Source organism: Streptomyces sp. WZ-12 (assembly GCF_028898845.1).
Classification (GTDB): domain Bacteria; phylum Actinomycetota; class Actinomycetes; order Streptomycetales; family Streptomycetaceae; genus Streptomyces.
On record NZ_CP118574.1, the window covers coordinates 8,106,305 to 8,126,214 of the forward strand.

Sequence of the window (19,910 nt, forward strand, 5' to 3'; positions counted from 1 at the left end):
TGGCAGGTGATTCCCGCGCGATTTCCACGGATGACCGTGGTGCCGGCAAAGCGGCCGTCGGCCCGACGCCCGTATGAAAGAGAACTGGAGAAGCCGTGATCTCAAAGACGAAGAAGGCCGCGCGTACCGTAGGCGTGGCCTTTGTCGCGGCCGCCGCGCGCACCCTCGCGGTGCCGACCGGCAACGCCTTCGCCATCGACCGCGTCACCTGCCGCGGCGGGGAGAACTCCCTGAAGATCTGGTCGCACAACGGCGGTAGTCAGAGCGTGGACTGCTACGCCAACGCCGGCAGGACCACCTTCGGCGGCTGCTGGGTCGACAAGATCTCCACGGGCAACAACGACCTGATCTCTCCTACGACGAGAACGGCGACTCGCTGAAGATCGAGCGCTGGCGCGAGATCACCTTCCCCAACCGCCCGCCGAAGGTGGCCGCCATCGAAATCCTCTGACCAGCCAGCGCGCTCACGAGCTGGCGGGACAACGGGCCGGTCGTCAGGAATGGCCACTCTTACCGACCATCCATTCCCGACTACCGTTCGTCTCCCGGGCGAGCGTCGATTTTCCGCATGCCGCTCACGCGAAATCCGCTCGACTCGCCGATGTCGGCCACGCCTTTCCGGGCGCGGCCGGCATCGGCCGGGGAAATCAACGGAGTGCGGAGCCACGGGCGCACGTCGCACAAAGGCCGGACTCCACGCCTCTCACATGCACCTGTCCGACCGCCGAACGAATCGCGCCAGACGGCCTGTTCGTCCGGCCCTGATGGTTCGACTCCCACCGCTACATGAGGCAGAATTCCCCGTCCAATCCGTGCGGCCGCACCGTAGGCGGCCGGGCGAACGCGGCGGATACGAGGACGACGGCCAACACAGCGGGCACAGAAGTGGTGACGGGTGAAGAGCTACCAGCCGGGCAGCGACATCGCGGTGATCGGAGCCGGTGCCGCCGGCTCACTGACGGCCACGCGACTGCTCCAACACGCCGACCGCCACCGACTCCGGCTCGACGTCTGGCTCATCGACCCCGCCCGCGAGAACGGCCGGGGCCCCGCCTACGGCACCGAAGACGCCCGCCATCTGCTCAACGTCCCGGCCGGCCGGATGACCGCGTTCGCCGAGGACCCCGCGCACCTCGTCCACTGGCTCGCCGACCGGCACCCCCAACACGCCGACCACGACGCCTTCGTGCCGCGCGCGCTCTACGGGCGCTACCTCTCGCACGTCCTGGACGACACCGCGCGCCGCACCGCCGGCGCCCGCCTGCATCGCGTGCACGCCAGGGCCATCGGGACGGCGCACCACGACGACTCCACCCTCTCCTTCCTCCTCAGCTCGGGCCGGACCCTCCGCGTCGACGCCGCCGTCCTCGCCCTGGGAAACTTCGCCGCGGACTGCCGATGGGCTCCCGAAGCCCTGCGCACATCGCACCGCTTCGTCGCCGCACCGTGGTCTCCCGACGCGCTCTCCGCCGTACCGCCCGGTGCCGACGTCCTGCTCGTCGGCACCGGACTCACCATGGCGGACCTGACGCTCAGCCTCCGACGGCCCGACCGCACGCTGATCGCCGTCTCCCGAAGCGGCCTGCTCCCGCAGCCACACGCCGCGGAACCCCTGCCGCAGTTCCCGCCACCCGTCACCACCGGCCCTCCCGGGCTCGACGCGTTCCGCCGGGCGGTCCTCACGCACCTCTCCCGGAGCCGGCGCGCGCACGGTGACTGGCGGCCGGGCTTCGACAGCCTGCGCCCCCTCACCAGCGACCTGTGGCGCCAACTGCCGCCGGCGGACCGCACCCGCTTCCTCAAGGAGCACCTGCGCCTGTGGGAGGTCCACCGCCACCGCATGCCACCCCCGACCGCGGCCGCCGTCCGCCAGGCGTGCGAGCTCGGTCAACTCCGGCTCGCTTCAGCCCGGTTGACGGACGCCACGGTGACCGGCGACGGCGTCCGCGTACGCCTGAGCACCGGTACCACGCTCGACGTGGGCGCGGTGGTCAACTGCACCGGGTCCCGGTCGGACGTGGGCTCGCTCGACGACCCGTTCTTGCACAGCCTCTTCAAGACCGGGCTCGCCCGCCCACACGCCACCGGCCTGGGCCTCAGCGCGACCCGGGACGGCCGCCTGCTGTCCGCACGGGGCCGGGGCGACACCATGGCTCCCCTCTGGGCGCTCGGTTCCCTGCTGCGGGGCGAACTCCTGGAGACCACGGCCATCCCGGAAATCCGGGTCCAGGCAGACGAGATCGCCGCATCGGCGGTCGCCCTCCTGACGCGGGGCGAGCACCCGCAACGCCACCAGGGCCTCTTCGCCTCCCCCTGAATCGGGAGTCGTTGAATCGGGAGTCGTTGAAACGGGACCGCCGCATTCCGCACCGAGGGCCCGGCCCCGGCCCCGGCACAGGCACAAAAGAAACAGCCGCCAGAACAGGCCGTGACCTGTCTGGCGGCTGCTCATCGACTGCCAACTACCGGCTGCCAAGCGGAGGGGAGCGCCTCAGGAGACGAGCGCCCCGCGCTCCTCCGACCGCTGCCCGGGCAACCCGGTCGACTCGGCATCCGCATCCGAGCCCGATGCGGCCTCGCCGCGGAGTACGGGATCGGCGGCCGTCAGACCCTCGCGATGGGCCTGGACGCCGGCGCGCACCGCCCAGAAGTAGAAGCCCAGGGCCGACACCCCGACCAGCGCGATGTCCACGCCGCCCGGAATCACTCCGCGGCCGCCGAACTCGGTGCTGCCCAGGGCCGACAGCGCCGACAGCCACAGCAGGAAACCGATCAGCCACCAGGCCGCGGCGAACTGCCGGGCGAGGTTCCGCTCGCCCCGGCGGCGCAGCACCAGGGCCGCGATCGGAACCGAGACCAGCACGAGCAGGGTCACCTTGCCGGTGTTGGGCCACTTCGACCAGTACAGGGCGCAGGCGGCGAAGGCGAAGGTGATCGGGCAGAGCACCGACGCGGCCGGCAGGCGGAACGGCCGCGGCAGCTCCGGCTTGGTCCGGCGCAGCACGCCCACCGCGATGGGGCCGATCAGATACGAGACGACCATGGCGGCCGAGACGACGCTGGCCAGCGCCTCCCAACTGTGGCCGATGGTGAGCAGCAGGAGCACGGAGACGCCCAGGTTGACCCACATCGCGGGGCGGGCGGTGCCGTAGCGGGGGTGGACCTCGGCGATCTTCTTGGGGAAGAAGCCGGTCTCGGCGAGGTTCTGCGCCATGTACGAGGCCGAGGCCACGTTGGCGATGTTGGCACCGCACGGCGAGATGAACGCGCCGAACTGGAGCAGGGTGACGACCCAGTGCAGCATCAGCAGCTTGGCCAGGTCGGCGAAGGGGGAGGCGAAGTTGATCCCGTGCCACCCGGCCGCCTCGGCCAGCTTCTCCGGCGGGACCGAGCCGAGGAACGCGACCTGGAGGGCGAGGTAGATCACCAGGCCCAGGGAGAGCGCGCCGACCAGGGCGAGGGGGATGGCCCGGCCCGGGTTCCGGGCGGCGCCGCCGAGGTTGACGACCGCCTGGAAGCCGTTGAAGGCGAAGATGACGCCCGAGGTGGTGACGGCCGTCAGCACGGCCGACCAGCCGTTGGGGGCGAAGCCGCCGTGGTTGGTGAAGTTGCCGGTGTGGAAGCCGGAGGCGAGCAGTGCGATGACCGCGAGCACCGGGATGGCGAACTTCACCAGGGTCAGCATCGTGTTGGCCTTGGCCAGCAGCGCCACCGACCAGTAGCAGGCGAACCACAGGGCGAAGGTCAGGAACAGGGCCATCAGCGTGCCGGTGGCCGTGAGGCTGCCGTCGGAGACCAGACCCTTGGCCCACCCGAAGCTCCAGGAGGACATGTACTGGGTGCCCGCGATCGACTCGATGGGGATCAGGGAGGCGATCGCGATCCACACCGCCCAACCGCTGACGAAGCCCAGCACCGGGCCGTGCGTGATCGAACCGAAGCGCGCCATCGCACCCGGCAACGGGTAGGCGGCGCCGACCTCGGCGTACGACATGGCGATCATGCCGATGAAGACGGCGCCGATCACCCAGGCGACCAGCGCCGCGGGGCCGGCGACCTGTGCGGCCTGTCCGGCTCCGAAGAGCCAACCGGAGCCAAAGATCGACCCCAGCCCGATCATGATCAGGGCGAAGAGACTGAGGTTTTTCTTGTTGGCCGCGCTCATGTCCATGGCGGGCTACGTCCGTTCTGCTGTGCGAAGAGATCCAGACACACCTTAAATGAACTTTTTCGCATTTCCGTTCGTGCGTTGCACCACTAGCGATTATCGATTATCGATCAAAACTCGAAACCCCAGTCACTGCCTGGCTGGCCAGGTGGCGCTTTGGCCTGCTTTCCTGGGGGTGGCGTCGCCGATTCACCCCGTAAATGGCAGGCAGTTCCACTGCCTGGATCCGGCGGTGTCGGGGGTCGCTAGAAATCGCTCAAAGATTCGATTTATGGCGAATGTGGCCCGCCGCCCGTGGGGTGCGACGCCTGCGCCGCCGCCGACGGCCGTACCGCCCTGCTGCGTGCGATCGACGGCGGCGCTTGCGAGAGCGCGTCCGTGCTCATCGACAACGGGGCTCGGCAAGGTCCCCAAGGATGTCCCCGGCCCGTCGGACCCACCAACAACGTAGGAGCGACTGACGTACCGGTCACCCGAGTCGGGCGAGGGCGGCCGCGCTCGGGGTGCCTGGTTCTGCGGTGTAGAGGACCAGGCGTAGGTCGGTGCCCGGCAGCAGCAGGGTCTGGCAGTCGAGGTCGAGGTCGCCCAACTCGGGGTGGTGCAGGAGTTTGCGCAGCGTCGGTACGGCGCGTACCTCGTGGTTGCGCCAACTGGCGGCGAACTCCGGGCTGTGCGCGGCGAATTCGTTGACGAGCTCGCCGAGTACGCGCTCGCCCGGATGCCGGGCGCTGGCCGCGCGCAGTTGGGCGGCGGACTGCCTGGCGAACTCGCCCTCCGCGCCGGCCAGTGCCGAGCAGAGCGTGCCGCCCAGCCGGATGGACAGCCGCACGGTGTTGCGTTCCTCGGCCGGCAGCCATCCGAAGTCGGTGAGCAGGGCGGCCGCGGCGGCGTTCCAGGCGAGGATGTCCTGTCGCTCGTTGACCAGGTAGCCGGGCATCGGCCCGAGCCGGTCGAGCAGTTGACGGGCGTCGGCGGGCACCGGCGTCGCATCGATGTCTGTGGCTGTGCCCGTGCCTGGCGGGGTCTGGCCGGCCAGGCGTGCCAGGTGGTCGCGTTCCTCGGCGGTGAGCCGCAGCGCCGTGCCCAACGCGGCCAACACCTGCGGGGACGGGTGCGGTGCGCGGGCCTGTTCCAGCCGTTCGTAGTAGTTGGTGGAGACGCCGGCCAAGGCGGCGACCTCCTCGCGGCGGAGTCCGGGCGTGCGCCGGGCACGCCGGCCCGGCGGATGGACGGCGGTCGCCGGCAGCTGCTCCGGGCGCAGGTCCTCCCGTCGGCGGCGCAGGAAGTCGGCCAGTTCACCTCTGCTCACCGGACCAGGTTGGCACAGCGGCGCACGGCTTAACCAGGGACCGGTGGTCCGGGGATCAACCGTCCGTTCCCCGGCGGCGGGCGCGCGCCCAGCCTGGAACGGTCACATCCCGCTGAACACCGGAGGACCACCGTGCCAGGCACCCCCGAGGAGACCTTCCGTCGGCTGCTGGACCTGCTGCTGGCCAAGGACATGGACGCCGTTGCCGACCTGTGGGCGGAGGACGGCACCGCCGCGTTCCCGTTCGCCGTGGGGGCCGCGCCACGGCAGTTGGCCGGACGGGAGGCGATCCGCGCCTACCTGGCCGACTACCCGCAACGGATGGACGTGCGGGCCGTACCGGCGGTCACCGTCCATCGCACGGAACGGCCGGACACCATCGTGGTGGAGTTCACCGCCGACGGGCTCACGGTGCGCACCGGCGCGCCCTACCGGTTGGACTACATCGCGGTGATCACCGTCCGCGGCGGCCTGGTCACCCACTACCGGGACTACTGGAGCCCGTTGGCCACCGCCTCCGCGGCCGGCCGCCTGCCCGAACTGCTCGACTCGCTGCGCTCGGAGGCCACGCGATGACCGGCGTACTGATCACCGGGGGCACCGGCAAGACCGGTAGCGCGCTGACGGAACTGCTGCGCGGCAGCGGCGTACCGGTCCGGGTGGCCAGTCGCCACCCGTCCGCCGACGACCCCGACGCGGTGCGGTTCGACTGGAACGACCCGACCACCCACCGGGCCGCGCTGCGCGGGACGGACCGGGTCTACCTGGTGCCTCCGCTGCGCACCGTGGACCCGTTGCCGCTGGTGGCGCCGTTCCTGGCCGAGGCGGAACGGCTCGGCGTGCGCCGGGTGGTGCTCCTCGGCTCCGCCGCCGTACTGCCGGACGCCCCCGGCCCGTTGGAGCTGGCCGACCGGATGCGGGTCCGGCCCGGGTGGGTCGTGCTGCGGCCTTCCGGGTTCATGCAGAACTTCCTCAGCCCGCACCCCTTGGGCGAGCGGATCCGGCGGCACGGCGAGATCCGCACCGCCGCCGGCGACGGTCGGCTCGGCTGGATCGACGCGCGGGACATCGCGGCCGCCGCCTCCGCCCTGTTGACCGACCCCGACCCGGAGTCCGACGACCGGCACGACCACCTGCTCACCGGGCCGAAGGCGCTGAGCTACCAGGACGCCGCGTCGATCCTCACCACCCACACCGGCCGGCCGGTCCGCGTACTGCACGTCGAGGTCGACGAGTTGGCGCACCGCTTGCGGGCCTCCGGCCTGCCGGCCGAGTTCGCCGCCGCCCTCGCCGCCGTGGACGCCGACATCAGGGGCGGCCGGGAGGACGTGGTCAGCACCGCGGTCCTCGACCTGACCGGCCGCCCACCCCGGCCCTTCGCCGAGTTCGTCCGCGACCATGCGACGGAGTGGGCCAACGGCGGGTTGTCCGAGGGCTGCTGATGGCGGCGAGCTGACGGTGCTCCGCACCAACTCCCGGCCCCCGCCCTCACGGTGACGTGAGCGGTCCCTCCCGGTAGGCGCGGTGCAGCAGTTCCAGGGAGGCCGGCCGCCGGCAGCGGGACCGAGTCGATCGGTGCACTGGCACCCCGGGCGTCCTCCAGCGCGAGCGGGCCCTCCGGGGCGGACGCGGGCGGCCCGGCGATTCCCACGCGGTCCGCAGGGAGGAGTGGACGCGGTCGTCGGACAGGGCGCGGCCGAACAGCTCCCCAGGTCCGCCCGGTCCGCCCGCGCCGTCCTGATCACCGGCGCCGGCCCGCCCGAGGAGGCCGGCCGGCGGCCCGGGCGTCGACGGGTCCGGGCGGGTGGCCACGGATGATGCCTGCGGATGCGATCACCTGGGTGCCTGCATAGCGTCGTCGGAGTGGCCGCGCGTCGTCCGCGGGAGGGGATCGGCGGGGCGTGCGGGCGCGGGTGTGCGCCGGCATGCGCGCGTGGGGCCGGACATCGTTGCGCTGAGGAGATGTGTGATGCCCGCTCGTACGCTCAAGGACAAGGTCGTCGTGGTCGGCGGGGCCTCCAGGAATCTGGGTGGCCTGATCAGCCGGCAGCTCGGCGAGCACGGCGCGAAGGTCGTGGTGCACTACAACAGCGACTCGTCCCGCGCCGACGCGCAGGAGACCGCCGCCGCGGTCAAGCAGGCGGGCGGGGACGCGGTGACCCACCAGGCGGACCTCACGAAGGTGGCCGGCGTCGAGGGACTCTTCGACGCCGCGATCGACGCGTTCGGGCGGGTGGACGCGAGCGTGAACACCGCGGGCATGGTGATCAAGAAGCCGGTGACCGAGACCTCGGAGGCCGAGTACGACCGGATGTTCGCGGTGAACTCCAAGGCCGCCTACTTCATGATGCGCGAGGCCGCCAAGCGCATCGACCGCGACGGCTCGATCATCACCGTCGTCACCTCGCTGCTGGCCGCCTACACCGGCCTGTACTCGGTCTACGCCGGCAGCAAGGCGCCGGTCGAGCACTTCACCCGCGCGCTGTCCAAGGAGCTCTTCGGGCGCAACATCAACGTCAACAACATCGCCCCGGGCCCGATGGACACCTCGTTCTTCTACCCGGCCGAGACCGACGACTCCGTCGCGTTCCACAAGTCCTCGTCGATGAACGGCGAGTTGACGAAGATCGAGGAGATCGCGCCCTATGTGGTCTTCCTGATGACCGAGGGCTGGTGGCTCAACGGGCAGACCCTCTTCGTCAACGGCGGGTACACGACGCGCTGAGCGGGATCGGGAGAGAGCGGGGGTGGGGCCGGTCCCGGTGTGGGTGCCGGCCCCTGGGGCGTTGGTCGGGGTCGCAGCGGCGGTCCGCGGTCGCCATGTGGGCGGTGGCGCAAGCCGGTTGGCGTGGAGTCACTGCTGGTGATGGCGCCATCGGGCGTCCAGTTCCGCCCACTCCTTCTCCCACTGCGCGTAGCGCCGGCGGTCGATCAGCCGGACGCCGGTCTTCTCCGCGCCGAAGAGCAGCAACCCGGTGCCGGAGGCGACCACGGTGCCGGCCACGACGCTCTCGGCCAGCGAGTCCGTCGGGGTGCTGGGGTTGCGCACCAACATCCCGTTCCGGTCCAGCCACACGGTCGTCCGGTCACCGACGTGGACGCCGGGCGGCACGTTGGTCTCGCCGGTCCGCACGGTGTGGTCCGGCGCCGTCCAGCGCACCGTCGTCCGCACCCGGTCGCCGGTGGCGCTCCCGCTGTCGACGCCGCTGATCCGGGTCGCGGGCTCCCGCGCGATCATCGCGGAGGCCGTGTGCCAGCCGGCGCTCTGCCGGTTCGCCGCCGCGTCCACCGCATTGCCGGCCGCCACCCCCGCGGCCGGCGCCGCCACGGCGATGAGCACCCCCGTGGCCAGCACCAACCAGGATTGCGCCACGTCCGTGCCGCGCCGCAAAGGACCTCGGCGCCAGGGCGGGCGGGGCTGAGCAAGAGGCATCACGCACCCCCTTCGCCTGCTCTTCGAGCGTCCCACACCTGGGCGCCACCTCCCACACCACGACGGACCGCGGTGGCCGGCCCGCCCTGCGGAACGGGGCGGAACGGTCGATCGTGGAAGGTGGACAGGGGAAACGTTCGCAGGCCGGGAACGGTCCTCGCGATCCCGGAGCACGATGGAAGCGGGAGCCGTAGGGAAGCCGTCGTGATCACCGCAGTGCGCCTGCCGGGGCGCCATGCCACGCGTTCGGCGAAGCCGGGGCCGCCGCGGGAGCCGCCCAAGCCGCCCGCCGCGCCACGGACCCCTGCCTGGCGGCCGTGGCTGTTGCCGATCGTCCTGATCGCGGTGTTCGTCCTGCTGCTGAGCCGGCTGCACCAGCCCTCGGGCGCCGTCCTCTCCTACAGCGCGTTCCTCGGCAAGGTGAACGCCGGGCAGGTCAAGGTCGTCGACATCGACGACAAGGGCGCCGTCGCCGGGAAGCTCAAGGACGGCCGGGAGTTCACCACCCGGATTCCCACCGCGCTCGGCAACACCGGGTTGGAGAACCAACTGCGCGACAAGAACGTCGACATCAACGCGGCCAGCAGTAACGGCGGCGCCAGTTGGGTGGGGCCGCTGGCGTTCGTGCTGCTGCCGCTGTTCCTCCTCGGTGCGCTGTTCCTGTGGACCGGGCGGCAGGCCGCGCGCACGCTGAGCGGCGGGCTCAGCGGCATCGGCCGCTCCCGCGCCAAGATCATCGAGGCCGAGCGGCCCACCACCCGCTTCGACGACGTCGCCGGCTACGAGGGCGTCAAACAGGAGATCAGCGAGGTCGTCGACTTCCTGCGCCGCCCCGAGCGGTATGCGGTGGTCGGCGCCCAGGGCCCGCGCGGGGTGCTCATGGTCGGCCCGCCCGGCACCGGCAAGACGCTCATCGCCCGGGCCGTCGCCGGTGAGGCGGCGGTGCCGTTCCTGTCGGTGACCGGATCGGCGTTCGTGGAGATGTTCGTCGGGGTCGGCGCCTCCCGCGTCCGCGACCTCTTCGACGAGGCCCGCAAGCGCGCGCCGTCGATCATCTTCATCGACGAGATCGACGCCGTCGGCAGCCGCCGCGGCGGCATCCGGCTCGGCGGCAACGACGAGCGCGAGCAGACCCTCAACCAACTCCTGGCCGAGATGGACGGCTTCGACCAGAGCAGCGGCATCGTGGTGCTGGCCGCCACCAACCGCCCCGAGGCCCTCGACCCGGCGCTGCTGCGGCCCGGCCGCTTCGACCGGCACGTCACCGTCCCGCTGCCCAACCAGACCGAACGCGCGGCGATCCTCGCCGTCCACGCCCGCGACAAGAAACTGGCGCCCGATGTCGACTGGAACATCATCGCCCGCGCCACCCCCGGCTTCTCCGGCGCCGACCTCGCCAACCTCCTCAACGAGGCCGCCATCCACGCCGTGCGCGCGAGCGCCACCGTCATCACCGCCCGTGACCTGGACAGCGCCCGGGACCGGGTGCTGCTCGGACGCCGGGAGACCTCCAACGCCCTGCTACCGGAGGAACGCCAGGCCGTCGCCGTCCACGAGTCCGGGCACGCCCTCGTGGCCGCGCTGTGCCCGCAGGCCGACCCGGTCGCCAAGGTCACCATCCTGCCCTCCGGCCCCGCGCTCGGCGCCACCGAACAGCTCCCGGAGGCCGAACGGCACCTCTACAGCGAGGGCTATCTCACCGACCTGTTGGCCGTCCGGCTCGGCGGTCGGGCCGCCGAGCTCGTGGTCTTCGGCGAGGGCTCGACCGGCGCCGCCGACGACCTGGCCGGGGCCACCCAGATCGCCGGCCGCATGGTCCGCGACTTCGGCCTCTCGCCGGCCCTCGGCCCGGTCGGCTACGCCACCACCGGCGTCGCCCACCGGCTCGGCGAAGAGGGCCCCGGCGAGGGCCTGCACCGCCCCTACTCCGAGCAGACCCAGCGCCTGATCGACGAGGAGGTCGCCCGCCTGGTCCGGGAGGCCGAGGAACGCGCCGTCGCCCTGCTCCGCGACCACCGCCCGGCCCTGGACCGCCTCGCCGACCTGCTCACCACCCGCGAGACCATCGACGGCACGGTCGTCCTCGACGTACTGCGACAGCAGCCGGAGGCGGGGACGGGCGGCGGCACCCCGTAAGGCGGGCCTACCGCCGCCGGGGGTCCGCGCACCGCAGCAACGCGCCGTGGTCCTCGTTCCCGCGCGGCGCAACTCGCCCTCGGTCAGGGCAAGTTGCGGCGGCTCCGGCCCCGTCCACAGGCGCGGCGACGAGGCCGAGCGGCGCCGGGCGTCCAGGAACAGCGGTTCGTAGAGGGAGTCGAGGACGGTAAGGCGCATCGCCACCACCGCGACGGCCGGCCCGGTGGGGCGGCGCTGCGGCGGCCCCCGCCCCTCACCTCCAGCATGCGCCCGGGTCCGGCTCCGCGAGGGAGAATTGAGGGGAGGGCATCCGTGCACGCGTGGGCCCTCGTACGGGCCCGCGCTCCGCTTCGAGCCGGAAGGTGAGGTCCCATGATGTTCTGGTACGGGCACGGTGGCGGCGGCTGGGGGTGGCTCGCCGTCACCGTTGGCATGGTCCTGTTCTGGGCGCTGGTGCTCACGGTCGTCGTACTGATCTTCCGCGCCCTGGTCCGCCCGGGGGCGTATGGCAGGGGCGGGGAGAGCCGCGGCCACCCCGATTGGCGTCCGGGCGGTCCCGCGCCCGGTGGGCCGGCCGGGGCGGAGCAGATCCTCGCCGAGCGGTACGCCCGAGGCGAGATCGAGGACGAGGAGTACCAGCGGAGACTGTCGGTGCTCCGCGCCTCTCACGGCGGCCCGACGGAACCGGACGCACCGGGCGGGTGAGGCGGCGCTACGCACCCGCGGCGCAGGAGCGCCAGCGACGACCGGGGCCCGTTCTTCCCTCCCCGCGGCCGGTCTCCCTCAGTGCAACTCCGCCTTGAGGACCACGATGACCAGGCCGAGCGCGAGGTTCACCAGGGCCGAGGCCACCACCAGGCGGTGCGAGGCGCCGGCGCGGATCGCGGCCGTGCTCGCCCAACCGATCTGCTCGGCCACGGCCACCGCGAGCGCGAACCACGCGGTCCCGGGCAGGTCCAGTCCCAGCAGCGGGCTGATCACCACGGCGATCGCCGGCGCCAGCGCGGCCTGCGCGATCGGCCATCCATGGCCTGCCACGTGCGTGATCCTGGCCCAGGTCAGGTGCCGGTACGAGGCCAGTTCGCCGACGAGTCGGGCGTAGACGTGCGCGATCCAGAAGACCAGACCGGTGACGACCAGGAGCAGGGCGAGTCCGCTCCGGGGGAACGGCCCGAACGCTGCGGTACCGGCCACGACGGAGGCGGCCTGGAGAGAGCCGTAGACCGCGCCCCCGTAATCGGCGCGGGGCGCGTGCGGCTCGTCCGGCCGGGCGCGAAGCCCTCGCTCGCTGTCGTCCGCCGGGCCCTCGGTGCCTGCGCCTTCCGCCATGTCCCACAGGATCACCGGGGACCGCCCGGTCCGCACGACGGGCCCGCGGGGGCGTGCGGACCATGGGGGTGAACGTCCGGCGGCGCCTCAACGGCCCGGCCGTCAGGCACCGCCCTCGGGGCTCACGCACCGTCCTTGGAGCCGCGGGGCACGACGAAGTCGGTGAGCTCCGCGCAGCCCGGCGCGAGGTCGGCCCACTCGCCGGGCAGCGTCAGCACCGCGAGCGCCGAGGTGGGGAACTTCTCCCGGGCCCGCGCGAGCGCCTCGTCGTCCCCGCCGCCGGTGAGCGAGACGACCAGGTCCTGCACGCCCGGTAGATGGCCGATCAACAGCGCCGTCCGCCACCGTTGCGGAACCGCCCGGACCACCTCCAACAAGGCCGCCCCGCTCGCCTGGTAGACCCGCGGCTCGAAGACCACCTCCGGGGCCGGGTGCGCGGCAAGCCCCGGACAAGGCGCCTGGGACGCCGCGGTGGGTCGCAGTGGCTGTGGAGTCCGGGGTGTCTGTTCCTGCTCCGTCGTACCGAGTTCCCCGGCGACCCGCTCCCAGGTTTCGCGGGTGCGGCGTGACGTCGAGCAGAGCACCACGTCCGGGGCGCAGTGCTGCTGCCGCAACCAACGGCCGGCCGCCGGGGCGTCCCGACGGCCCCGGCCCGCGAGCGGACGCTCGTGATCGGGCACCCCCTCCGGCCAGGCGGATTTCGCGTGCCGCAACACGATCAAGCGGGTGTGTGCACTACCGGGAACACTCAACGAAGAACCGCCCTCACGTCAGGGAAACCAACCTCAGGAGAACCGGCCCACGCCACAGAGCCTCCGCCGAGCCGGCGTTGCCCGCACACTACCCGCTGGATTTTGCTCGGCAGCCAGGTGGGCGCTCCAGTGCGCCAGGCGGAGCAGGTGGACCGGTCGGTGCGCCAACCAGGCGTTTGTGGCTGACACTTGACGTGTTGTGGCGAGTACCTGAGACGGTGAGTGCGCACGCCCAAGGTTCCACCAGTCCACGTAAGTTGGCGTGAATTGACAGCCCATCAGAGGGGATTGCCCGTGAACACTCCGGCCACCGCAGGCGCGAAGACCGGCCCGATCACCAATGCCTATGTCGAGGTCAACAACGCCAGCATCGCCAACGTCGGCAAGTACGTCCTGACCTCGAACGGCGCCCAGGTCTTCGACATCGGCATCATCTTCGCCGCGAACATCAACTCCGATGGGAAGAGCGCCTACCTGTCCTTCAACGAACAAGTGAAGGCGGTCCTCGACAACGCCGCCAAGGAGATCGCCCCGCTCCAGGCCAAGGGCATCAAGGTCCTGCTGTCCGTCCTCGGCAACCACCAGGGGGTCGGTTTCGCCAACTTCGCCGACGAGGGCGCCGCGAAGGCGTTCGCGGCGCAGTTGGCCAAGGCGGTGACCACCTACGGCCTGGACGGCATCGACTTCGACGACGAGTACGCGGACTACCCCACCAGCGGCCCGGGGCAGCCGAATGCCTGGTCGTTCCCCTACCTGGTCAGGGCGGTGCGCAACGAACTGCCGAAGGACAAGATCCTCTCCCTGTACTTCATCGGGCCCGCCTCACAGACCCTGTCCTACGACGGGATCGAGGTCGGCGACCTGCTCAACTACAGCTGGAATCCCTATTACGGCACCTGGGGCGTGCCTGCCGTGCCCCATCTGGACAAGGCACACCTGGGCCCGGCCGCGATCGACATCCAGAACACCTCGACGGAGGAGGCCAACGGCCTGGCGCAGCAGACCGTTGACAACGGCTACGGCGTCTTCAACACCTACAACCTTCCCGACGCCGACGTCAGCACGTACCTCTCCTCCGTCACCAAGCCGCTGTACGGCAGCGACGTCACCTACCTCGGGGGCTCGGCCTAGGCGTCCAGTTCGATGTCGGTGAGGGGGACGGCCTGGCAGGTGAGGATCTGCTCCTCGGGCAGGTCGTCGGCGGGGGCGACGAGGTGGGCGACCTGGCCGTGCAGGAGGGGGAGGGCGCAGCTTTCGCACTGGCCGAGGCGGCAGCCGTTGGGGAGCGGGAGCCCCGCCTTCTCGCCGAGTTCGAGCAGGGTGCCGTCCCCGCTGCTCCAGGTCAACTCGCGCTGCGAGCGGGCGAAACGGACGGTTGCGGTGGCGTTCGGGGGGAGGCCGACGGTGCGTGGGGTGGCGTGGAACCGCTCGGCGAAGATGTCGAACTTCGGTACGCCGCGCGCGGTCAGCCCGCCGGTCAGGGCGTCGATCATGTCTTGCGGGCCGCAGAGGTAGAAGCGGGCGCGGCGGCGGATGAGTTCGGGGTCGATGTGGTGTGCGCCGATGCGGCCGGTGGTGGTGTAGTGCTCGCCGGGCCGGTCCGCGGCGTCGGGGCGGCTGTAGTGGTCGATGACCGTGAGTTGGGGGATCGACCGCTGCAGTTCCGCGATCCGGGTCGCATAGGCGTGGGTGCGGCGGTTGCGGTTGCCGTAGTGCAGGACGACCTGGGGCACCGAACCGCCGTCGGCCGCCAGGGTTTCGAGGTAGCCGAGGAAGGGGGTGATGCCGACGCCGGCGGCGAGCAGGACCACCGGCAGGTCGTGGTCGGTGGGGATCGCGAAGACGCCCGAGGGGGCGGTGACGAGCACGCGGGTGCCTGGGGCCAGGTCGCGGTGGACGACGGGGGAGAGGGTGCCGCCGTCGACGCGTCGGACGGCGAGCCGGTAGGCCCCCAGCGCGTCGTCGCGGGCCGGGCCGGTGAGGGAGTAGGCGCGGGTGGTGGTGGGGTTGCCTGCCTGGGCGAGGGTGATGTGTTGTCCGGGACGGAAGGCGGGGAGGGAGCCGCCGGTGGCGGGACGCAGCAGCAGCTCGCGGATCTCGTCGGTCACCGCATGGGTCGTGTCGACGACGAACTCCCGTGCACCGTCCCAGGATTGGGTCGGTACGCGCCGGAGGTCACAAGCGGTGCCGCGCAGCGGCACCGAGCCGCTGACCGGGTCGTGCGCGGCGTCGTCGATGAGGAGGTTGTAGTTCTGTTCGCCGTCGGCCAGGGGATCGGAGCCGGGCAGGGCGAGGTCCGGGGAGCTCTGCCACCAGCCGTAGTCGGCGAGCACGGTGTCGGGGTGCAGGCCGGGCTCGATGCGGGCGCGCATCCGGACGGTGGCGTTGCGGGTCCTGATTTCCACCAGGTCGTCGTGGCCGATGCCGCGGTCGGCCGCCACCCGCTCGCCGATCTCGACGAGCGGTTCGGGGTAGCGCTTGCGCAGGGAGGACAGCCCGCGCTGCTGACTGTGGCAGTAGTAGCCGTTCTTGGCGCAGGTCAGGGTCAGGGGGAAGGTGGGGTCGGTGGGCGGGGCGGCCGGCTCGGGCACGGGGGAGTAGCCGTGGTCGAGGAGGCGCTGCGAGTACAGCTCGACGCGCCTGGTGGGGGTGGCGAAGCCGGTCACCCGCCCGTCGGGCCCGGTCTCGGCGTACTTGCGGTACCGCATCGGCAGCGGCACGTCGATGCCGCCGGGTGCCTGGCGGAGCTGGTCCACCGTCAGGCCGAGGGGCTGGAGTTGGTGGTTCCAGGCGGCCTCGATGTCGCCGTCGAAGAACTCCGAGCCGAGGCCGAGCCGGCCCGCGAGGTCGAAGACGAGGTCGAGTTCGGAACGGGTCTCGCCGAGCGGGTCGAGCATCCGGGGGCGTAGTTGTACGCGCTGTTGGGCCTGGTGGGAGCCCTCGAAGCCGGCGCGCAGACCTTCCCGCTCCCAGGGTGTGCTGGCGGGCAGCAGGAGGTCCGCGAATCGCGAGGTGGGGTTCTCGAACAGGTCGATGTGGACGCTGAATTCGAGTTGCCGCAGGGCCTGTGCGGTGCGTTGGGGGTCGGGTTGGGACAGCAGCATGTTGCCGCCGAAGGAGACGAGGGCCCGCACCGGGTAGGGGTCGCCGTCGATGACGGCCCTGCACAGGTCGCGCGAGGTGATCCAGCCGGACGCCGGTGGGCCGAGGGGACGTTCGGCCAGTCCCAGTGCCTTGGCCGCCTGCTCGGTGGCGAGGGGTCGGGCGGTAGCGGCGAGGGGCTGTTGCGGCAGGACGACGTTGCCGCCGGGGGCGTCATAGCTGCCGGTGAGGGCGTACAGGGTGGCGATGGCGCGGTCGGTCTGGGTGGCGTCGGAGTGTTGGCCGACCCCGGTCCAGGTGCCGTAACTGACCGACCGGGCCGTGGCCACGTCATCAGCGAAGGCGGTGAGGGCGGCGGCGTCAACTCCCGTTACGTCGACGGTGCGTTGGAGCGGCCAGGCGGTCACGGCGTCGAGATAGCGTTGGAAGGCGGGCCGGCAGGTGAGCGTGCCGGAGCGGGTGCGGACCCGGTAGCTGCCGCGGAGCGCGAAGCGGTGGGGTGCGGTGGCGGCGAACGCCGTGTCGTAGACCTCGGGGCCGCGGGCGGCCTCGTCCCAGACGACGAAACCGGCCTGGCCGGGGACGAGTTCGTCCGCGGTCAGGAAGCGGCCGTCGTCCTCGCGTATCAGGAGCGGGCCGTTGGTCCAGGAGCGCAGGAAGTCCTGGTCGCCGCCGTGGCGGCGCAGGACGAGGTCGGCGAGCCCGAGCGCGAGGGCACCGTCGGTGCCTGGCCTGACCCGCAGCCAGTGGTCGGCCTGCATCGCGCTGGTGGTCCGGCGGGGGTCGATGACGGCGAGCCGGGCCCCGCGGGCGCGCGCCTCGGCGAGGGCCGCCGAGCGCGCCAGCCAGGTCTTGGCCGGATTATGCCCCCAGAGCACCGTCAGGTCGGTGGCGGGGAAGTCGGGGGAGGGCTGGCCGGTGCCGAAGGTGAAGGCGTGCGCGAAGTCCTTGTGCCAGTTGCAGTTCTCGGTGCCGTAGCAGATGTTGGGGCTGCCGTAGAGATGGATGAAACGTTCCACCCACTCGATGGAGTCGCTCATCGGAGTGGCGCTGGGGGAGGTGACCGAGAACGCGACGCTCTCGGGCCCGGTGGTGTCCCGGAAGTGCGCCAGGCGTTCGCCGATCTCCGCCATGGCCTCCTCCCAACTGATCTCCCGCCAGCGGGGGTTGGGGTCGGTGCGCGGTGTCGTGCGGCGCAGCGGACGGGTCAGTCGGGCCGGGTTGCGGACGAGTTCGGGGGCGGCCCGGCCCTTGGGGCACAGCGCCGCGCCGGTGGGGTGGTCGGGGTCCGGGCGCACGCCCATCAGCGCGCCCGACTCGATCTGGTAGATCGCGCCGCAGCGGGACTTGCAGAGGGTGCAGTAGCCACGCGTCTCGGTCATGAGCTTCAGGTCTCCCGGTGGGGTTGATGGGCTCGTGTTCCTTGTCGACTTCGATCACGGTACCCCTGGGGGGTATGACGATCAAGGGGTGAGCGGTGAAGTCGTTGAGTGGCGGAGTCGCCGACCGCTAGGGTCGACGGTGACATCGCGCGCCGGTCGCCGACTGGGCGAAGCGTGGAGACGTCGGGACATGCCCCCGGAGGCGTCCCCTGTCAGTCGACTTGAACCACATGATCGTCCACGCCCGGGACAACCGGGAGTCCGCCGCATTCTTTGCGGACCCGTTGGACCTCGAAATCACCGAGGAACGGGGCCCATTCCTCGCGATCGACTGGGGGCGAGTGAGCGGCCACGCGTCTGCCCCTTCCTCGGCCGCTTCGTGAAGCATGCTCCCAAGCCTGGCTCGCCGGCCGCGTCTCCGGGCGGATCCAAGGCTTGCGAGAATGTTCGTATGCAAGACATCTACGGCTTTCCCGACATGGACGACGTGCCCTCCGTGCTACGGAACGTCCTCGCGGACGACAAGGCAAGGAGGGCGGCACAGGCCCTGACCCCCGAGGAGGCCGCGGCGTTCGCCAACTGGACGCGCGTTTCCGCCGAGGCCGAGACGCGCTGGCTGGCCGAGCTGTCCGGCGACGACGGCCTCCTCGGTTTCGAACCGCCAGCTCTCCCCGACAGTGCCTGGATCCTGCACGCCATGTACGAGGACCTGCGGCGCCGCCCGGCCACACCGGCCGACGCTGATGCCGAGGCTGGGGCCGGGGCAGGTAACGGGAGCGCCGGGGACGGGGACGGGGACGAGGGCGACGAAACGGACTGGAGCGTCCCCCCAAAGCCCCACTGGCAGCGCCTGCGCTGGTCTGAACTGGCCGAGCGCGTCGGCGACCCGGTCGTCGAGGAAGGCTCCTATCCCGACCGTTACCAACTGCGCTCATGCCGCGGTAAGACGCATCGGAGTCCGGACAACGTCCTGTGGTCGACGGAGGGCAGCCTCGACTGGGAAACCTGGCACCAACTGCTCGACGTGCTCATCGAATACAGCCCGGACGGTCCGGATACCCGCTGTCTGGTCCACTTCTGCCGGAACATGTTCTACTACCACGTCCCCACGGTGCTCACCGGCCGCCTGGGTGACGCCCGCGACCTCTACCATCATCCCGACCTGATGGCCTACAGCCCTTCCAACATCTGGCCCGAAGACCGGACTTGGGTTACCTACACCCACTTCGACTTGCACGGCACCAAGGTCGCAGGTCCCACCCCGTTGATCGAAGCCCTCTTCAACGCGCCCGGACTGGAAGCCCTCCGCCTCCCCTGGAAACCCTGATCTGTCCGATCGCCGACCTGCTGGAGGCGCTTCGGGTGGGGCTTCTCGCCTCCGTACGACACCAGTTGACGCCTGATCACCAGTAGCAGTGAGACGCGGCCGCAGTGGGCCGGGGACTGGGCGTGAGGTCCTCGCGTACCGGGTACGGCAGGCGTATGCGGGCGTGGGGAGAGGGCTTGTGGGTGGGGCGGTGGGTGGAGCACCTTCTGCCGGGCGTGGTGAGGCGCGTGGTGGAGGGTGCGGATCCGCAGCCGCGGTGGATGCCGCGGCGCGTGCTGACGGTCGTTTCGGTCGATGTCGACACCGGCGCCGGTGTCGCGGCGGTCTGGGCCCTGTGGCGTCCGAAGTCCGCGCGGGTGTGTGAGTACACCGTGCTCCTGGAGTGGTACGAGGAGCAGTGGCGGTGCGTGGGAGGTGCGGAGAGCAGTAGTGGGTCGGTGGACGACCCTGCCGATGTCGAGGTGATCGAGGTCCGCGGCGGCGGGGGAGTACTGAGCCTCACCCGTGACCTCGACCCGGCACACTCCATGGGCAGGGCCCCATGGATCGGCTGCGTTGAAGTCCACCTGGGGCCGGACGTCAGGCACCTTCTCGTCGGCGACCGCCGGATCGTCGCTCCCGAGCGGCGCAAGCTCCTCGCCGTCTGGGCGTCCCGCCCCGCCAGCCGCGCGGCACGTCCCGTCCTCGTGGCCCTCGGTCACGAGGGCACCGAGCTCTCCCGCATCGGCCCACACGACTGCCTTGACACCCACACCTGGGCACGTTTGCGGGAGGAGTGGTAGACGGGACGCCGGCGGGACGTCATGGGCATGTTCGTTTGCCTGTTCGTTGGCTCGTTCGTTGTTGAGGGGCGGGCGCTGAGGAATGCGCCTGCTGCGCACCATCGCGCCCCAGGGGCGGTGCATGGAGGCGGAGCGGGCGGGGGCAACCATCAAAGCTGTGTGCCGGGTTCAAGGCACCTGCGCGTTCAGC

Annotated in this window: 16 protein-coding genes and 2 pseudogenes; 12 read left to right on the forward strand and 6 right to left on the reverse strand. The window is 71.4% G+C overall.

Annotated features, from left to right (window positions below; genetic code table 11):
• Window positions 1-95 precede the first annotated feature (95 nt).
• Together PV796_RS35545 and PV796_RS35550 are read left to right on the forward strand one after the other, a co-directional pair.
• Window positions 96-451 (forward strand): annotated as a pseudogene (locus PV796_RS35545) (beta/gamma crystallin domain-containing protein).
• A gap of 444 nt (window positions 452-895) precedes the next feature.
• Entirely contained in the window at window positions 896-2,317 is a 1,422-nt protein-coding gene (locus tag PV796_RS35550; protein WP_274917861.1) for an FAD/NAD(P)-binding protein, read from the forward strand.
• 174 nt (window positions 2,318-2,491) lie between these two features.
• Here the strand turns inward: PV796_RS35550 and PV796_RS35555 are convergent, their stop codons facing one another.
• Complete coding sequence (locus PV796_RS35555) at window positions 2,492-4,171, reverse strand: APC family permease (protein ID WP_274917862.1); 1,680 nt, start codon at window positions 4,169-4,171, stop codon at window positions 2,492-2,494.
• A gap of 466 nt (window positions 4,172-4,637) precedes the next feature.
• On the reverse strand, window positions 4,638-5,477 hold the full coding sequence (locus PV796_RS35560) for a helix-turn-helix transcriptional regulator (protein ID WP_274917863.1): 840 nt from the start codon (window positions 5,475-5,477) through the stop codon (window positions 4,638-4,640).
• A gap of 132 nt (window positions 5,478-5,609) precedes the next feature.
• Here PV796_RS35560 and PV796_RS35565 point away from each other — a divergent pair, with 132 nt between their 5' ends.
• From PV796_RS35565 to PV796_RS35580, 4 genes are all read left to right on the forward strand, one after another.
• A complete protein-coding gene (locus tag PV796_RS35565; protein WP_274917864.1) occupies window positions 5,610-6,053 on the forward strand; it encodes a nuclear transport factor 2 family protein in 444 nt (147 codons plus the stop codon).
• The gene (locus PV796_RS35570) at window positions 6,050-6,919 is read left to right on the forward strand and encodes an NAD(P)H-binding protein (protein WP_274917865.1); all 870 of its coding nucleotides are present in this window, start codon (window positions 6,050-6,052) and stop codon (window positions 6,917-6,919) included. The genes PV796_RS35565 and PV796_RS35570 overlap by 4 nt, the downstream gene beginning before the upstream one ends.
• Before the next feature lie 226 nt (window positions 6,920-7,145).
• On the forward strand, window positions 7,146-7,295 hold the full coding sequence (locus PV796_RS35575) for a hypothetical protein (protein ID WP_274917866.1): 150 nt from the start codon (window positions 7,146-7,148) through the stop codon (window positions 7,293-7,295).
• Window positions 7,296-7,446: 151 nt separating this feature from the next.
• Window positions 7,447-8,202 carry an SDR family oxidoreductase gene (locus PV796_RS35580; protein ID WP_274917867.1) on the forward strand — a complete coding sequence of 252 codons (756 nt, stop codon included), beginning with the start codon at window positions 7,447-7,449 and terminating at the stop codon, window positions 8,200-8,202.
• Window positions 8,203-8,331: 129 nt separating this feature from the next.
• Here the strand turns inward: PV796_RS35580 and PV796_RS35585 are convergent, their stop codons facing one another.
• Window positions 8,332-8,910 (reverse strand): Rv1733c family protein, encoded by a 579-nt coding sequence (locus PV796_RS35585; protein ID WP_274917868.1) that lies wholly within the window; start codon window positions 8,908-8,910, stop codon window positions 8,332-8,334.
• A 204-nt stretch (window positions 8,911-9,114) separates the two neighbouring features.
• Here PV796_RS35585 and ftsH point away from each other — a divergent pair, with 204 nt between their 5' ends.
• Window positions 9,115-11,046, forward strand: a complete 1,932-nt coding sequence (ftsH, locus tag PV796_RS35590) for an ATP-dependent zinc metalloprotease FtsH (RefSeq protein ID WP_274917869.1) — start codon at window positions 9,115-9,117, stop codon at window positions 11,044-11,046.
• Between the two features lie 372 nt (window positions 11,047-11,418).
• Entirely contained in the window at window positions 11,419-11,751 is a 333-nt protein-coding gene (locus tag PV796_RS35595) for an SHOCT domain-containing protein (protein WP_274917870.1), read from the forward strand.
• Between the two features lie 78 nt (window positions 11,752-11,829).
• Here the strand turns inward: PV796_RS35595 and PV796_RS35600 are convergent, their stop codons facing one another.
• Together PV796_RS35600 and PV796_RS35605 are read right to left on the reverse strand one after the other, a co-directional pair.
• On the reverse strand, window positions 11,830-12,375 hold the full coding sequence (locus PV796_RS35600) for a hypothetical protein (protein WP_274917871.1): 546 nt from the start codon (window positions 12,373-12,375) through the stop codon (window positions 11,830-11,832).
• 122 nt (window positions 12,376-12,497) lie between these two features.
• Window positions 12,498-13,091, reverse strand: coding sequence for a SixA phosphatase family protein (locus PV796_RS35605; RefSeq protein ID WP_342456940.1), 594 nt, complete (start codon window positions 13,089-13,091; stop codon window positions 12,498-12,500).
• Between the two features lie 330 nt (window positions 13,092-13,421).
• Here PV796_RS35605 and PV796_RS35610 point away from each other — a divergent pair, with 330 nt between their 5' ends.
• Window positions 13,422-14,258, forward strand: a complete 837-nt coding sequence (locus tag PV796_RS35610; protein WP_274917873.1) for an endo-beta-N-acetylglucosaminidase H — start codon at window positions 13,422-13,424, stop codon at window positions 14,256-14,258.
• Here PV796_RS35610 and PV796_RS35615 read toward each other — a convergent pair.
• On the reverse strand, window positions 14,255-17,611 hold the full coding sequence (locus PV796_RS35615; protein ID WP_274917874.1) for a molybdopterin-dependent oxidoreductase: 3,357 nt from the start codon (window positions 17,609-17,611) through the stop codon (window positions 14,255-14,257). The genes PV796_RS35610 and PV796_RS35615 overlap by 4 nt on opposite strands.
• 209 nt (window positions 17,612-17,820) lie before the next feature.
• Here PV796_RS35615 and PV796_RS35620 point away from each other — a divergent pair.
• The 3 genes and pseudogenes from PV796_RS35620 to PV796_RS35630 all read left to right on the forward strand — a co-directional run.
• Window positions 17,821-17,940, forward strand: a pseudogene (locus PV796_RS35620) (VOC family protein); the annotation flags it as partial.
• Window positions 17,941-18,062: 122 nt separating this feature from the next.
• Complete coding sequence (locus PV796_RS35625) at window positions 18,063-18,938, forward strand: hypothetical protein (RefSeq protein WP_274917875.1); 876 nt, start codon at window positions 18,063-18,065, stop codon at window positions 18,936-18,938.
• 272 nt (window positions 18,939-19,210) lie between these two features.
• Window positions 19,211-19,720: a hypothetical protein gene (locus PV796_RS35630; RefSeq protein ID WP_274917876.1), complete on the forward strand. Its 510-nt coding sequence runs from the start codon at window positions 19,211-19,213 to the stop codon at window positions 19,718-19,720.
• Window positions 19,721-19,910: the final 190 nt, after the last annotated feature.

Excerpts from the sequence above, each read along its gene's own strand:
- PV796_RS35615 (WP_274917874.1), bottom strand. The coding sequence starts at position 17,611 with ATGACCGAGACGCGTGGCTACTGCACCCTCTGCAAGTCCCGCTGCGGC.
- PV796_RS35600 (WP_274917871.1), bottom strand. The coding sequence starts at position 12,375 with ATGGCGGAAGGCGCAGGCACCGAGGGCCCGGCGGACGACAGCGAGCGA.
- PV796_RS35585 (WP_274917868.1), bottom strand. The coding sequence starts at position 8,910 with ATGCCTCTTGCTCAGCCCCGCCCGCCCTGGCGCCGAGGTCCTTTGCGG.
- PV796_RS35595 (WP_274917870.1), top strand. The coding sequence starts at position 11,419 with ATGATGTTCTGGTACGGGCACGGTGGCGGCGGCTGGGGGTGGCTCGCC.
- PV796_RS35570 (WP_274917865.1), top strand. The coding sequence starts at position 6,050 with ATGACCGGCGTACTGATCACCGGGGGCACCGGCAAGACCGGTAGCGCG.
- PV796_RS35580 (WP_274917867.1), top strand. The coding sequence starts at position 7,447 with ATGCCCGCTCGTACGCTCAAGGACAAGGTCGTCGTGGTCGGCGGGGCC.
- PV796_RS35625 (WP_274917875.1), top strand. The coding sequence starts at position 18,063 with ATGCAAGACATCTACGGCTTTCCCGACATGGACGACGTGCCCTCCGTG.
- PV796_RS35555 (WP_274917862.1), bottom strand. The coding sequence starts at position 4,171 with ATGGACATGAGCGCGGCCAACAAGAAAAACCTCAGTCTCTTCGCCCTG.